Origin of the sequence: Luteimonas composti (assembly GCF_042678665.1) — a bacterium.
Taxonomy (GTDB): domain Bacteria; phylum Pseudomonadota; class Gammaproteobacteria; order Xanthomonadales; family Xanthomonadaceae; genus Luteimonas; species Luteimonas composti.
Genome location: NZ_JBHTKU010000005.1, coordinates 235,610 through 250,313 on the forward strand (window position 1 = coordinate 235,610; position 14,704 = coordinate 250,313).

11 protein-coding genes are annotated in these 14,704 nt (G+C 70.2%); 6 read left to right on the plus strand and 5 right to left on the minus strand.

Annotated features, from left to right (window positions below):
* Window positions 1–48 precede the first annotated feature (48 nt).
* A complete protein-coding gene (locus tag ACFQ2D_RS15890) occupies window positions 49–2,127 on the minus strand; it encodes a RelA/SpoT family protein (RefSeq protein WP_280942916.1) in 2,079 nt (692 codons plus the stop codon).
* Window positions 2,128–2,264: 137 nt separating this feature from the next.
* On the opposite strand from ACFQ2D_RS15890, the gene ACFQ2D_RS15895 reads away from it, so the two are divergent.
* Complete coding sequence (locus ACFQ2D_RS15895; RefSeq protein WP_280942821.1) at window positions 2,265–2,774, plus strand: hypothetical protein; 510 nt, start codon at window positions 2,265–2,267, stop codon at window positions 2,772–2,774.
* 102 nt (window positions 2,775–2,876) lie between these two features.
* Here the strand turns inward: ACFQ2D_RS15895 and hrpA are convergent, their stop codons facing one another.
* On the minus strand, window positions 2,877–6,980 hold the full coding sequence (hrpA, locus tag ACFQ2D_RS15900; RefSeq protein ID WP_280942820.1) for an ATP-dependent RNA helicase HrpA: 4,104 nt from the start codon (window positions 6,978–6,980) through the stop codon (window positions 2,877–2,879).
* 158 nt (window positions 6,981–7,138) lie between these two features.
* On the opposite strand from hrpA, the gene ACFQ2D_RS15905 reads away from it, so the two are divergent.
* The 5 genes from ACFQ2D_RS15905 to ACFQ2D_RS15925 all read left to right on the plus strand — a co-directional run bounded on the left by ACFQ2D_RS15905 (window position 7,139) and on the right by ACFQ2D_RS15925 (window position 12,147).
* Window positions 7,139–7,651 (plus strand): Dps family protein, encoded by a 513-nt coding sequence (locus tag ACFQ2D_RS15905; RefSeq protein ID WP_386795722.1) that lies wholly within the window; start codon window positions 7,139–7,141, stop codon window positions 7,649–7,651.
* A gap of 124 nt (window positions 7,652–7,775) precedes the next feature.
* The gene (gene recQ / locus ACFQ2D_RS15910) at window positions 7,776–9,590 is read left to right on the plus strand and encodes a DNA helicase RecQ (protein ID WP_280942818.1); all 1,815 of its coding nucleotides are present in this window, start codon (window positions 7,776–7,778) and stop codon (window positions 9,588–9,590) included.
* A gap of 89 nt (window positions 9,591–9,679) precedes the next feature.
* The gene (locus ACFQ2D_RS15915) at window positions 9,680–10,126 is read left to right on the plus strand and encodes a DUF4410 domain-containing protein (protein ID WP_280942817.1); all 447 of its coding nucleotides are present in this window, start codon (window positions 9,680–9,682) and stop codon (window positions 10,124–10,126) included.
* Window positions 10,127–10,675: 549 nt separating this feature from the next.
* On the plus strand, window positions 10,676–11,608 hold the full coding sequence (locus tag ACFQ2D_RS15920) for an SOS response-associated peptidase family protein (RefSeq protein WP_280942816.1): 933 nt from the start codon (window positions 10,676–10,678) through the stop codon (window positions 11,606–11,608).
* The gene (locus ACFQ2D_RS15925) at window positions 11,605–12,147 is read left to right on the plus strand and encodes a hypothetical protein (RefSeq protein WP_280942815.1); all 543 of its coding nucleotides are present in this window, start codon (window positions 11,605–11,607) and stop codon (window positions 12,145–12,147) included. The genes ACFQ2D_RS15920 and ACFQ2D_RS15925 overlap by 4 nt, the downstream gene beginning before the upstream one ends.
* A gap of 406 nt (window positions 12,148–12,553) precedes the next feature.
* Here the strand turns inward: ACFQ2D_RS15925 and ACFQ2D_RS15930 are convergent, their stop codons facing one another.
* The 3 genes from ACFQ2D_RS15930 to ACFQ2D_RS15940 form a co-directional block, all read right to left on the minus strand.
* Window positions 12,554–12,733, minus strand: coding sequence for a hypothetical protein (locus ACFQ2D_RS15930; protein ID WP_280942814.1), 180 nt, complete (start codon window positions 12,731–12,733; stop codon window positions 12,554–12,556).
* A 294-nt stretch (window positions 12,734–13,027) separates the two neighbouring features.
* Window positions 13,028–13,567: a hypothetical protein gene (locus ACFQ2D_RS15935; RefSeq protein WP_280942813.1), complete on the minus strand. Its 540-nt coding sequence runs from the start codon at window positions 13,565–13,567 to the stop codon at window positions 13,028–13,030.
* Window positions 13,568–13,707: 140 nt separating this feature from the next.
* On the minus strand, window positions 13,708–14,703 hold the full coding sequence (locus tag ACFQ2D_RS15940) for a hypothetical protein (protein WP_280942812.1): 996 nt from the start codon (window positions 14,701–14,703) through the stop codon (window positions 13,708–13,710).
* Window position 14,704 lies beyond the last annotated feature (1 nt).

Here is a 14,704-nt window from a genome sequence, read left to right on the forward strand (position 1 = left end):
ACGGGCGCCAGAGTACGCGCCGCGACTGAACGCGTGCGTGACCGCGCGCTATTCGCGCCGCGCCTGCTCCACGCCGGGCAGGCCGTCGAGCTTGGCCAGCACCCGCGAGAGTTGCTCGTAGCCGTCCACCCGCAGGCGCAGGCGCAGCCGCACCCGGCCGTGCCGCCCCGCCTCTCCGCGGATCGACACCACGTGCGCTTCCTCCTGCGCGATCACGTTGCTGACGTCCTTGAGCAGGTGCTTGCGGTCGACCGCGTCGACCACCGCTGCCGCTTCGTGCACGCCGCCCTGCCGGCCCCAGTCGACCGGCAGCACGCGCTGCGGCTGCGCGGCCGCCAGGCGCAGGAAGGCGGCACAGTCGGCGCGGTGCACGGTCAGGCCGCGGGCGCGGGTGAGGTAGCCGGCAATCGCCTCGCCCGGCAGCGGCTGGCAGCAGCGCGCGACCTGCACCAGCAGGTTGCCCACGCCGACCACGGTGAAGCCGGAGGTCGTGGCCTGGGGCACGCGCCGGCGCGGCTGCGGCTGCGCGGGCGCGGCTTCCGCCTCGCTGCGCGCGCTGGCGCGTTCGTGCTCCTGCAGCGCGCGCCCGACCTGGTGCGGACCGATGTCGCCCAGCGCCACCAGCACCAGCAGTTCGTCCACGGCGGCGACGTTGAAGCGACCCAGGACCGGCTGCAGGTCGGACTGCAGCAGGCCCATGCGCCGCAGTTCGCGATCGAGCATCTCGCGGCCGGCCTGGAGGTTGCGCTCGCGGTCGAGGCGGTGGAACCAGGTGCGCACCTTCTCCCGTGCGCGCGGACTGGCGAGGAAGCCGTTGGCCGCCACCAGCCAGTCGCGGCGCGGTTCCGGCTCCTTGGCCGTCAGGATCTCGACCCGGTCGCCGCTGCGCAGCTTGTGGTCGAGCGGCACGATGCGCCCGTCCACCTTCGCGCCACGGCACCGGTGCCCGACCATGGTGTGCACGTGGTAGGCGAAGTCGAGCGGGGTCGCCCCGCTGGGCAGGTCGATCACCTCGCCGGCCGGGGTGAGCACGTAGATGCGGTCCTCCACCAGTTCGGTGTCGAAGGAGCCGGCCAGGCCCGCGCCCTCCTCGCCTTCGGCATGCGCCTCGAGCAGGCGCCGCATCCATTCGATCTTGCGCTCCAGCGCGGCATTGCCCGCGGCCGAGCGCTGCGAACCGCCGGTCTCCTTGTAGCGCCAGTGCGCGGCCACGCCCAGTTCGGCCTGCTCGTGCATCTCCCGGGTGCGGATCTGCACCTCCAGGGTCTTGCCCTCGGGCCCGAGCACGGCCGTGTGCAGCGAGCGGTAGTCGTTGTTCTTCGGGCGCGCGATGTAGTCGTCGAACTCGCCCGGCACCGGCGCCCATAGCGCATGCACCACGCCCAGCGCGGCATAGCAGGCGGGAATATCGTCGACCAGCACGCGCACCGCGCGCAGGTCGTAGAGCTCGCCGATCGGCACGTCCTTCTTCCGCATCTTCTTCCAGATGCTGTAGATGTGCTTGGCACGGCCGGCGATGTCGGCCTCGATGCCCTGCGCGCGCAGGGCGCGGTCGAGTTCGGCGCTGACCCCGGCGATGTAGCGCTCGCGGTCGGTGCGCTTCTCGTCCAGCAGCGCGGCGATGCTGCGGTAGGTCTCGGGCTCGAGGTGGCGGAAGGCCAGGTCCTCGAGTTCCCACTTGAGCTGCCAGATGCCCAGGCGGTTGGCCAGCGGCGCGAGGATGTCGCGGGTCAGCCGGGCCAGTGCCTGGCGTTCCTCCTCGGGCAGCGCGGCGGCATGGCGCATCCGCGCCAGCTGGCGCGCCAGCAGGATGGGCACCACCCGCAGGTCGCGCACGATGGCCAGCAGCAGGCGGCGCAGGCCCTCGGTGTTGCCCTTGCCGGTGCTCTCGGCGTGCAGCGTCCACACCTGGCTGGCCGCGCGCTGGCCGTCGAGCAGGGCGGCGACGGCGGCGTGGCGCGGCGGCAGCGCGGCTTCCACGCGTGCGGCCAGCTGCGGCAGTTCGAACAGGATCGCCGCGGCAACCGAATCGCCGTCGGCGCCAAGCAGGACCAGGGACGCCAACGTGTCCTCGAGCACCGGCGCGGAGGCCGGATCCGCGTCGAGGTCGCGGCCGGCCGCCCGCATGGCCTCGCGCAGCGCCGGGGCGATCGCGGCGCCGGCGGGCGAGGCAAGCCAGGTTTCGAGGCCGGAGGTCACGGCGGCGATGCATTCGACGGCGGGGGACGTCCTACACTATCGGTCTCCCGCCGAGAGGAACAGCCATGCGACCGATCCCCGCCCTGCTGCTCGCTACCCTGCTCGCCCTGCCCGCGCTCGCCGGCGCGCAGGACGCACCGCCGCTGCAGCAGGCAATGAGCGCCGAGGAATTCAAGGCCGCCGGCCTGGACAAGCTCAGCGCCGAAGAACTGGCCCGGCTCAACGCCTGGCTCGATCGTCGCGTCGAACAGCAGACCTCGGCAGCGGTCGCCGCCGCAGTCGAGGAGGCCCGCGAGGAAGGCCGCCAGGAAGTGGTGGAGAAGAACCGCGGATTCTTCCACTTCGGCTCCCAGGAGCCGATCGAGGCCAGCATCGCAGGCGAGTTCACCGGGTTCGGCAGCCGCAAGCGCTACACGCTCGACAACGGCCAGGTCTGGGTGCAGACCGATGCGACCTCGCTCAATGGTGTGCGCAAGACCAGGCCCAAGGTGTACATCAAGCCCGGGGTGATGGGCGTGTGGTACATGCGCATCGACGGCTACAACACCCAGGCCAAGGTGCAGCGGGTCGAGTAACCCACCTCACGGGATCCGGCAACCCGCCGCCGACGCCGGTCGGCGAGCGCGCCACCGGATCCGGTAACCAGGCCGTGCCGCGCATGCGCCGTTCCGAAGGGATCAGTCCAGCGCCGCGATCCGCGCCGCCAACTTCTTCGCCGTCGCCCCGCCGCGCGCGGCGAGTTCCTGGGCGTAGGTCGCCACCCGCACCTCTTCCAGGTCCCAGCGCAGCGCGTCGTGCTCGGCCTCGGTGCCGCGCCCGGCCGCCCGGGCCTCGGCCAGCGCGTCCATCAAGGGCTTGAGGTCGAGCATGCGCTGCTGGTCGCGTAGTGGATCGCGCTGCGCGCGCTCGGCCCGCGCCGACAGCGCCTTGAGGTAACGCGGATACGCGGCCAGCGCGCTGGCGGGCACCTCGCGCAGGAAGCCCGGATACGCGAGCGCGGCCAGGTGCGCCTGCATGTCGTCGAGATTGGCCCGGGCCCAGCCGACCAGCTTCGACTCGAGCCGCGCGCGGACCTCGGCGACCAGGGCCAGGATCGCCTCGGCCTGCTGCAGCCGCGCCATCGCCTCGCCGAACAGCGCGCGCCCGGCCGCATCGCGACGCGCGGCGAACGCTTCCGGATCGCGGATCCCGCCCAGCCCCTCGGCCAGCAGCGCAGCCAGCGCACCGTCGACCAGGTCCTCGCGCAGGCGATCGCCGCCGCGGGTGCCGCGCTGCAGTTCGCCGGACGATTCGATCGCCGCATACAGCAGCGCGGTCTTCGGTTGCACCGGCAGCTGCTTGCGCGCCTGCTTCACCCGGTCCTGCAGGGCGATGGCCAGCAGCCGGCGCACGCCCTGCGGATGCAGGCGCGCGGCCAGCGCGGGATCGGCGTGGACCGCCAGCGAGGCGCTGTCGCCGTCGTCTTCCAGCGCCGGCCAGGCCGGCACGCCGCCGGCACCCGGCACCGACAGCGGGATCGGCTCGGCCGGAAACTCGCGCAGTCCGCTGCGCGCCAGGCCTTCGGCGGCATGCGCCGAGAATGCTTCGGCCGCGCGTGCGCCGAAGCGCGCACGCAGATCGTCCAGGTCGCGCGATTCGGCCAGCACCTGGCCACCGCCGCGCCCGCGCACGTCGACCAGGCGCAGGTTGGCGCGCAGGTGCGGCTCCAGCGCCGATTCGTCGAAGTCGCCTGGCTGCAGCGACACGCCGGTCATGCGCGACAGAAAGCGCGCCAGCGCGCCGGTGAAGGCATCGGGCTCGCGCGCGCCATGCGCCTGGGCGAAGGCGCGCGCGAAATCCGGCGCCGGCACGAAGTTGCGGCGCAGCGCCTTGGGCAGCCCGCGGATCAGGGCGGCGGCCTTGTCGGCGACGAAGCCCGGGGCCAGCCACGACAGCTGCACCGGGTCGATCGCGTTGAGCAGGTGCAGCGGCACCGAGACGGTCATGCCGTCGTCGGGCGCGCCGGGCTCGAAGCGGTAGCGCACCGCCAGCCGCGCCTCGCCCAGCGGCAGCCAGGCGGGGAAGCGCACCGCGTCGGCGCCCTCGCCCATCAGCAGCTCGTCGCGCGACCATTCCAGCGCGCGCCTGCCCTCGCCGGGCAGCTTGCCGTACCAGGCGTCGAGCGAGCGGCTGTCGACGATCTCGACAGGGATGCGGTCGGCATACCACTGCTGCATCCAGTCCTCGTCCACCACCAGCCCGGCGCGGCGCTGCTTGGCTTCCTCCTCGCGCGCCGCCTCGAGCGTCCTGAGGTTGCGCGCGATGAAGGGGCTGCGCAGGTTGACCTCACCCATCACCAGCGCGTCGCGCAGGAACAGCGCGCGCGCCTCGGCCGGGTAGAGGCGGCCATAGTCCACCGGCTTCTTCGGCGCCAGCACCAGGCCGAACAGGCTGATCTGCTCGCTGCCCAGCACCCGCCCCTGCGAGCGCGACCAGCGCGGATCGTGGTGGCGCCGCGCCAGCAGGTGCGGCAGTTCGGCGATCGCCCAGTCAGGTTCGATCGCGGCGTTGGTGATCGCCCAGACCTTCTCGGTATCCAGCAGGGTCGCCGAGAGCACCCACGGCGGCGGCTTGCGCGCCAGGGCCGAGCCCGGGAACAGCTGGAAGCGGCGCCCGCGCGGCCCTTCGTAGACGCCGCGCTCGGTGACGTGGCCGATCTGGGTGGGCAGGCCCGCGATCAGGGCCCGGTGCAGCAGGGCGTAGCGCGTGGCCTCGCTGGCCGGCGCCCCAGGCGCGGCGGCGGCGACGGTGCGTGGCGGATCGCCCGCGGCGGCGGGGCGTTTGCCGCGCCGGCTGCGGGCCGGCGCGCGCTCGGCATCGCGGCCACCCGCTACGGGCGCGTCGCCGCCCGGCCACAGCTCTTCGCACTGCAGCTTGAGCTGGCGGTGCAGCTCGCGCCACTCGCGCAGGCGCAGGAAGCCCAGGAAGTGCTTCTCGCTCCATTTGCGCAGCTGCGACTGGGTCAGTTCTTCGTGCGCTTCGCGGTAAGCCTCCCAGAGCTTGAGGATGCCGGCGAACTCGGATTTGGGATCGGCGAACAGCGCATGCGCGTTGTCGGCCGCGGCGCGCTGGTCGGCCGGGCGTTCGCGCGGGTCCTGGATGCCCAAAAACGAGGCGATCGCCAGCATCTCGTGCAGGCAGCGATGGCGCTGCGCGGCGATGAGCATGCGCGCCAGCTTCACGTCCACCGGCAGCCGCGCCATCTGCCGGCCGATGTCGGTGAGCCGGCGCTGCGCATCGATCGCGCCCAGTTCGGCCAGCTGCTGCCAGCCGTCGGCGACCGCACGCGGGTCCGGCGGCTCGACGAACGGGAAGGCGTCGATGTCGCCCAGGCCCAGCGACAGCATCCGCAGGATCACGCCGGCCAGCGCGGCGCGGCGGATCTCCGGATCGGTGTACTGCGGGCGCGAGAGGAAATCGGCCTCCGAATACAGCCGGATGCAGGTGCCCGGCGCGATGCGGCCGCAGCGGCCCTTGCGCTGGTCGGCGCTGGCCTGCGACACCGGCTCGATGTGCAGGCGGTCGAGCTTCTGCCGCGGGCTGTAGCGCTTGACCCGGGCCAGGCCGGGGTCCACCACGTAGTGGATGCGCGGCACGGTGAGCGAGGTTTCGGCCACGTTGGTGGCCAGCACGATGCGTCGCTGCGGCCCGGGATTGAACACCCGGTCCTGGTCGCGCGCCGACAGCCGCGCGTACAGCGGCACCACCTCGGTATGGCGGTATTTGCGGCGCTCGAGCGCCTGGTGCGCGTCGCGGATCTCGCGCTCCCCGGCCAGGAACACCAGGGTGTCGCCCGTACCGCGCTCGCGCATGATCTCGTCGCAGGCGGCGACGATACCGTCGAGCACCGAGATCCCGCCCTCGGCGTCGGCGCGGCCACGGGCCGTGCCGCCCGGTGCCGCCTCTCCATCTTCGCCGCCCAGGGCCTCGAGCGGCCGCCAGCGCACCTCCACCGGATAGCCGCGCCCTTCCACGCTCACCACCGGCGCGTCGTCGAAGTGCTTCGAGAACCGCTCGGTATCGATCGTCGCCGAGGTGACGATCAGCTTGAGGTCCGGCCGCTTGCGCAGCAGCTGCTTGAGGTAGCCGAGCAGGAAATCGATGTTGAGGCTGCGCTCGTGCGCCTCGTCGACGATGATCGTGTCGTACCGCGACAGCCACCGGTCGGACGCGATCTCGGCCAGCAGGATGCCGTCGGTCATGAACTTGACCGCGGTCTCCTCGGACACGTTGTCGTTGAAGCGCACCTGGTAGCCGACCAGCCCGCCCATCGGCACCTGCAGCTCCTCGGCCACGCGGCGCGCCACCGCGCGCGCGGCGATCCGCCGCGGCTGGGTGCAGCCGATCATGCCGGCCGCGCCACGCCCGGCCTGCAGGCACAGCTTCGGCAACTGGGTGGTCTTGCCCGAGCCGGTCTCACCGGCGATCACCACGACCTGGCGGCCGCGGATCAGGTCCACGATTTCCCCGGCCTTGCCGGCGATGGGCAGTTCCGCGGCCACGCTCGCAGCGGGCAGCCGGGCTGCGCGCGCCTCCCGTGCCTGCACCGACGCCTGCAGGGCGGCGGCGAACGCCGCCTCGGCCCCGGCCTCGCCGGGCCTGGCGTTCCAGCGCGACCACAGCCCCAGCAGCCGCCCACGGTCGCGCGACAGCGCGCCTTCGACGGCCCGCCGCGCCTGCTTTAACGCAGCCGTCGCGGGGCCGCGCCTAGACTCCACCGGCACCCTTGCATCCGCGGCCATCGTTCGCATATCGGTCGTGCATCGGCCTATTGTCGCCAAAAACCACCCGTATCGAGGTCACCATGTCGAAGACGAGTTCGAAGAAGCAGTCCAGCGCCGCCAGCCGCCCGAAGCCGGCCAGGTCCGGCAACGGCGGCAACACCCAGGCCAAGGCTGTCGTGCCGGCGGCCTCCCCCGCCAGCGGCGACGCCGGTCCGGGCATCGACATCGGCATCTCCGCCGGGGACCGCCAGAAGATCGCCACCGAGCTTTCGCGCTTCCTCGCCGATGCCTACACCCTGTACCTGAAAACCCACAACTTCCACTGGAACGTGACCGGGCCGATGTTCAACGCCCTGCACAACATGTTCGAGGAGCAGTACACCGAGCAGTGGAACGCGCTCGACGACGTGGCCGAGCGCATCCGCGCGCTGGGCTACAACGCTCCGGGCTCCTACGCCGAGTTCATCAAGCTCACCTCGATCAAGGAAGAGCCGGGCGCGACCGAGGCGCCGGACTGGCGCGAGATGGTGCGCCAGCTGGTGGTCGGCAACGAGGCGGTCTGCCGCAGCGCCCGCAAGGCCATCGACGTCTGCGACGACGCCGACGACGAGCCCACCGAGGACCTGCTGATCCAGCGCCTGCAGACCCACGAGAAGTACGCCTGGATGCTGCGCTCCCTGCTCCAGTAAATCCCCGCGTGCCCGCGACGGCGGGACGTCAGCCCTCGGAGACGGCGCGGCAACGCGCCGTCTCCGCATTCCGCGGGCGGTTTTCCTACAAGCCGCCCCCGGGCCGGGCCGCTATCCTGTGCACATGCTGTCCCACGCCCACCACCTGCTCGAGACGATCTTCGGCCACCGCGGTTTCCGCGGCGAGCAGGCCGAGATCGTCCGCCATGTCGCCGAGGGCAACGACGCCCTGGTGCTGATGCCGACCGGCGGCGGCAAGTCGCTGTGCTACCAGCTTCCCGCCCTGTTGCGCGACGGCGTGGCGATCGTGGTTTCGCCGCTGATCGCGCTGATGCAGGACCAGGTGGACGCGCTTCGGCAGCTTGGCGTGCGCGCGGCCTGCCTGAACTCCACCCTGGACGCCGCCGCCGCGCAGTCCGTCGAGCGCGACCTGCTCGCCGGCGACCTCGACCTGCTCTACGTCGCGCCCGAGCGCCTGCTCACCGCGCGCTTCCTGTCCCTGCTCGACCGCGCGCCGCTGGCCCTGTTCGCCATCGACGAGGCGCACTGCGTGTCGCAGTGGGGCCACGACTTCCGCCCCGAATACCGCGAGCTCACCATCCTCCACGAGCGCTGGCCGCAGGTACCGCGCATCGCGCTGACCGCCACCGCCGACCCGCCCACCCAGCGCGAGATCGCCGAGCGCCTGCAGCTGGAGGATGCGCGCCGCTTCGTCAGTTCCTTCGACCGGCCCAACATCCGCTACACGGTGGTGCAGAAGGAGAACGCCAGGCGCCAGCTGCTGGATTTCCTCGAGCCGCGTCGCGGCGAGGCCGGCATCGTGTACTGCCTGTCGCGGCGCAAGGTGGAGGAAACGGCGGAGTTCCTCGCCGGCCACGGCATCGACGCGGTCCCCTACCACGCCGGCATGGACCCGGCCCTGCGCCTGGCCAACCAGCACCGCTTCCTGCGCGGCGAGGGCGTGGTGGTCGTCGCGACGATCGCCTTCGGCATGGGCATCGACAAGCCGGACGTGCGCTTCGTGGCCCATATCGACCTGCCCAAGTCGATCGAGGGCTACTACCAGGAAACCGGTCGCGCCGGCCGCGATGGCGAGCCGGCCGAGGCCTGGATGTGCTACGGCCTGGGCGACCTGGTGCTGTTGCGGCAGATGATCGAACAGTCCGAGTCCGGTCCAGAGCGCAAGCGCCTGGAGCACCGCAAGCTCGACGCCCTGGTGGGCTACTGCGAAACCATGCGCTGCCGCCGCCAGGTGCTGCTGGACAACTTCGGCGAGACGCTGCCGAAGGCCTGCGGCAACTGCGACAACTGCCTGTCGCCGCCCGAGTCCTGGGACGGCACCGAGGCCGCGCGCAAGGCGCTGAGCTGCGTCTATCGCACCGGCCAGCGTTTCGGCGCCGCGCACCTGATCGACGTCCTGCGCGGCGCCGATACCGAGCGCATCCACCAGTTCGGCCACGACCAGCTGGCGGTCTACGGCGTGGGCGCCGACCTCGACGCGCGGAGCTGGCGCGGCGTGTTCCGCCAGCTGGTGGCATTGGGCCTGCTCGAGGTCGACGCCGAAGGCCACGGTGGCCTGCGCCTGTCCGAGGCCGCCCGCCCGGTCCTGCGCGGCGAACAACCGGTCCTGCTGCGCAAGGAATCTTTGCGCAAGGGCAGGCGCGAGCGCGGCGACGGCCGCGGTGCGCGCCCTGCCATCGACATTCCCGCGGCCGACCGTCCCCTGTTCGAGGCGCTGCGCGGCCTGCGCACGCGCCTGGCGCGCGACCAGGGCGTGCCGCCCTACGTGATCTTCCACGACGCCACCCTGCGCGAGATCGCCCGCCAGCGCCCCCAGACTCCCGGCGACCTGGCCCTGATCGGCGGCATCGGCGCCGGCAAGATCGAACGCTACGGCGACGAGGTGCTGGACGTGGTGGCGGAGATCGAGGCGGCATAAGGCTTCCCAGTCCATGACCGTCCCCTCCGCCACTTTGCGCAGGGCACCGCTGCCCGCATAAGCTGTGTTCCGCACTGGGGAGAGCGGTCATGTCTAGAGCGTTCTGGCTGGCAGTCTGCCTGTTTTTGTCCGCATGCTCGACGACGAGCACGGTCCACCAGCCCCCGACTGCAGGGACCAGCGGACCATATGGCTACAGCTTCGAGAATTATGGCGGCGACGATCTGGCCGCGATTGCCGAGCTGGACAGAACGATCCAGCGAACCTTGCGCGATGCAGGAGTCTTTGTGCCCGGCACTGACGCGCCACGGATCGAAATCACGGTGACGCATTTCTATGTCCGTTCCAACGGCGCCCGTTTCTGGGCGGGCGTCATGGCCGGACGCGACAAGATCTCGAGCCGGATCCGGATCGTTGATGCAGCTGGCACTCAGCTTGCCGACTTCGAAGTGGAATCCACCAATGCGACAGCCCTGGGCAGCTCAGGTGGGCTGATGGAAAAGCACGCGGCGGAAATCCTGTCTCGGCTCCGCTAGAGCCGGGCTGACAGACTGCAGCCGCGAGCGGCAGTGGACCTGCCGCGTCGCCGGCAATGTGCTGCCGATCGACGGCGAAGGAATCACCTTCAAGCCTGAGGACGATGGCGGCTACGTGCGCGCCTTCGTCGACTGCATCGCGACCACCCGGAACCTGCCTCCTGACCGCCGGGCCCGGTCTCCTGCGACGACGCAGCCGCGCGCAGCCAGCGCACCCCGGGCGCGGCCGGTGTACCGGGCCCCACGACGAAGGTCTGCGGCAGGAGCCTGCGTAACGTCGGCCTGGGGCGTGGCGCGCAGGTCGTGTGCCGGCATGCCGGAATGCGAAGCGCCCCAGGCAGCAGTGGCCGGATGCTGGTGGGCCGTGATGGATTCGAACCATCGACCAGCGGATTAAAAGGCTCCCCGCTACTGCTATCAAATCAAGCGATTGCAGCGCGCTAAATTACGGAATCGGGCACGTGGAACACGCATGCCGCCGTGACCACGGGTCCAATTTTACGGAGCGCGGCGGGGGCGGCTAGCATGCGAGCCAATCAGGAGGACCCCATGTGCTACTCCGCCCAGGTCAACCGCGAGTTCAAGAAGTTCGTCCGGGCCACCGGCGGGCACGGGATGGACATCGACACCTATGTGAAGGTGTTCTGGTGGCAGCAGGGCAAGGACCCGCGGAAGCGCCCGAAGGTGCCGCGGGCGATCGAGCGCGGCCTCCTGGCCAACGGGCCGCCCGAGGTGGCCGAGCTGATCCGCCGCTGGGACGCCTGGGAGGTCGACCAGCTCACCCAGGAGATCTTCGCCCAGCGCCGGCGGGTAGCGGATGCCGAGCGCGCCCTGCAGGCCAAGGCCACGAAGAAGGCGGCCGAGGACGTGCGCATCGGCACCAACAAGGTCGCCGCGGCCCAGCGCCGGCTGGATGCCCTGAAAGGCAAGGAGAGCGACCAGGACTGGCGGATCTACCCGGGCGTCTATGCGCCGGTGATCGTCGCCGAGGGCGGCCAGCGCCAGGTGAAGCTGATGCGCTACCAGTGCCGGCCGGCGGGCAAGCCCGCCTTCTACGACCGCAAGTTCCCGGGCACGTACAACGCCCGGCGGGACAACCTCGAGGGGTTCTGGCAGGGCCAGTTCGGGCGTCACCACGGGTTGCTGGTGGCCGACGTGTTCTTCGAGAACGTGGAGGGGCCGGACGGGAAGAACCGGGTGCTGGCCTTCACCCCGCGCGATCGGGAGCCCATGCTGATCGCCTGCCTCTGGTCCCACTGGACCGATCCGAAGGGCCTCGAGCCGGACCTGCTCTCCTTCGCGGCCATCACCGACGAGCCGGAGCCGGAAGTGGCCGCCGCCGGCCACGACCGCACCATCATCAACATCAAGCCCGAGCACATCGACGCGTGGCTGAACCCGGATCCGGCGAACCTTGCCGCCTTGCACGCCATCTTCGACGACAAGCGCCACCCCTACTACGAGCACCGGGAGGCCGCATGAGCGAGCCCGAGATGTTCGAAATGGTCCAGCGCGTGCGGGCGCTGACCCGCTGGTGCCGCGGCTACCGGGAGGTTCCGGCGAACGCTGGGAAGACGTACAGCCAGTTCTGGGCCGAATACGACGCCCGCGACCCGGAGATCCTCGGGATCATCGAGGCCTACCGAGGACGCACCATCCCCAATCCGCTGAAGGCGGCCTGCGTACGGTTCTGGCTCACGCTCGATGCCGGCGAATGGGACAGCTCGAGCCGCGGCTCCCAGCTCCTGGTGAGCGAGATCTTCGGCTTGGGGCCCACCACCCGCCCGCCGGACCGTGCCTGGCTCGATCGGCATCTGGACGAGCTCGAGCGACGCATATCGCACATGGTCGAGACCATCCCGCCCGAATACGTCATGGAAGAGTTCGCTGGCTACGCCGACGTGATCCGGGACTCTGCGCCGGCCGAACACCTGCCCCATGTCGACGCCCGCATCGACTGCATGCTGCACAAGGCCGGGCTGGTGCCCGGCGACGAGGAGGAACGCTGCGATGACGCCTGAACAGCTGGAGGAGCGTCTGCAGATGCTGCCGCTCTCGGCCTAGCGACGGTGTCTGGCGCGCCGGCGATGTGTCGTCGCAACCGTCCCCGCTGGGGGAACCTGCATGGTGACTCCTCCATACAGGGTGATCGGATTCGGGCCCTCTGCACGGATCTCAGCTTCCCATTTGCACGCCCAGGCTTCGATGTACCGCCTGCCGATGTCATACGTAGGAAAGAAGGCATAGTGCTGGCCTATCCGGTCCGGGCGGGTGTTCACCCGGCAGTTGCCCCCATCGAGCGCAGTCAGCGTCGCCAGCTGCCGAGGCCCAAAGTACAGAGCCTCGCCGCCTAGGCTGGGGCGCCATTGAAAGTCGTCGGGGAGCATGGGCGCAGGGTACTGGCAAGCGTCTCACCGGCGGAGACGCCTACTCCTGTTGCGCGTTGAGCTGGTCGGCCAGCTCCTGCATCTCGCCGCGACTGAAGCCCGTCACGACCGCGCCTTCGGGGCCCTCGTACCGGCGGTCGGCTTCGTCCACCAGCACCCAGCCGACCTTCTGCCAGGTCCCGTCCGGAAGCTCGAACTGCTCGAGGTGCGGCGTCCACATGGGAGCGACCCTGCGCCTGTCGACGTGAAGGGCGTGCCAGCTGCGCCTCACCGGGAGGCGCACGCACGTGGATACCATCGGGCCGGTCGCGTCGGCGAGTGCGCTGCTGGCCGCGGCAGGATAGACGCCAGCGGCCGCCCTAGGAAACGGCCCGCCCCTCGCGCATTGCCCGTCCATCGGTCAGGCGTCACAGCGGCAGGGGGCGTTGCTGGCGGGAAGAAGATACCTGCGCCCAGAGATCCCAGATATACGGGGACGGCGCGGCCGCGTGTAGGGGAAGTCCTCAATCTTGCGCTACCGCACGGAAGGGTGCTCAGTGAACACTTCTACGCCAGCTTGGCGCACCAGTGTGCGGCCGCCGCGCAGGTCCTGCAGACCTCGAATGCCCGGAGAGTAGAAGACAAGATTCTGCGGCCGGATCCGGAACGCCCTGAACCCCATCCCCAAGGCAGCCATCTCAACAGCAGACAGCGCGACGTTCCAGATGGCTCGTTCTGCGATCTCACCCTCGAGCCACTGGCTGCTGGAATCCAGGCCTCCCCCGAAGGTCTGGCTTCCCAGCACATCGGCATACACGTCGTTGCCCGCCGCGCCGGCCATGCCAGGCGTCGTATTCGACACAGCCAGCTCACCGTTCTTCCAACCATGCATCTCCGTCCCGAGGAAGGTGACGCCGAGCGATACCCATTGATCGACCGGTAGGCTGGTAAACTTCAGCGGCCAGTAGCTCCCGGTCACCGAGCGGTGGTGGTATCCCCCAGCGTAATCCGCCGCGCCGTGCTCCCAATACAGGATGTCGTGCGGATTCTGCCCGTTGCCGACAAGCCCCTCCACTCCGCGAAACCTCGTGGCTGAGACTGGCGCGGAACACCGCACAATGCAGTGACGCGTGTGAGCAGCATGAAGCCCGGCCGAAGCCGGGATCGTTGATGCCGGACGGTAGTACGCTCCCCCGGAGCCTGAGATCGACACGGTTACTGCTCCCTCATGTGAACCGCGAGCAACTCGGCATCGCCCGTCGCCGTGTCGTTGGAAACGTCACGGCGCACACGCAACCTGAACAGCTCGCCCGCCTGCAGACCGTCAATCTCGGCTCCGTCGGCCAAATTGACCGTCACAGCCAGGATCTGCCCAGAAGTTCCTGGAACCGTGGCAGGCGCGGCCGCCACCGCTGTCGCGAAGCTGTCGGCGTCGGTGTCGAGCCCAGTTACATTCACCCTTTCGACCGCGACATCCCAGCCGATCGTCCCGCTGGTTGCCGTCGATGCGGCGCAGTAGAGCGTTACCGCGATCCCGTTGCCACCATAGCCGGCGGGCAGCACGCTCGTGAATACGCACGCCTCCTGGGTCGTGGCGTCGAAGTCCAGCACCGGGCGATTGTTCCGCAGGTCGAGCGTGGCGTAATTGCTGCCCGGCGGCTCGTTGTCGTAGGGCTTGAACGTGACAGCCCAGGGCGCGCCGCCCTCGCTGGTCGCTGCCGGCTGCTGCAAGGTAAGTTCCAGAGCCTCGTCCGCTAGGAAGTCGCCTGCAACGGCCACCGGCTCGACGCCTACCGTGCTGTAGTCACCGTCGTCGCTGATGCTGATCACGCGCCACTTCTGCAACGTGCTGCGCCGTGCCGAATCGGCGACGGCTTGTAGGTACACGAAGCCGCCGATCTGGAGATCTGACAGGAAGCTGGAGATGTCCTCCTCCCCAGCATCCTCGTGACTGATGTACAGTTCCGTGGCATCTTTGGGATCGGCGTTGTTCCAGCGCACATTGCCCGCGCCAGGGTCCGATGCCGCCGTGCCCGACAGGTCCGCGGCCATCGGCCTGAACAGACAGACCACGGCCCCTTGGGGCACGTTCCTGTTCAGGAGGGCCGGCATGCGCCGGTTGCCTTCCGCCCCGCCCCCCTGCAGGACGGGCATCAGTTCAAGCCCGGTAAGCGGCAGCGACACCGGCAACATGCTGGAAATTTCAGGCATT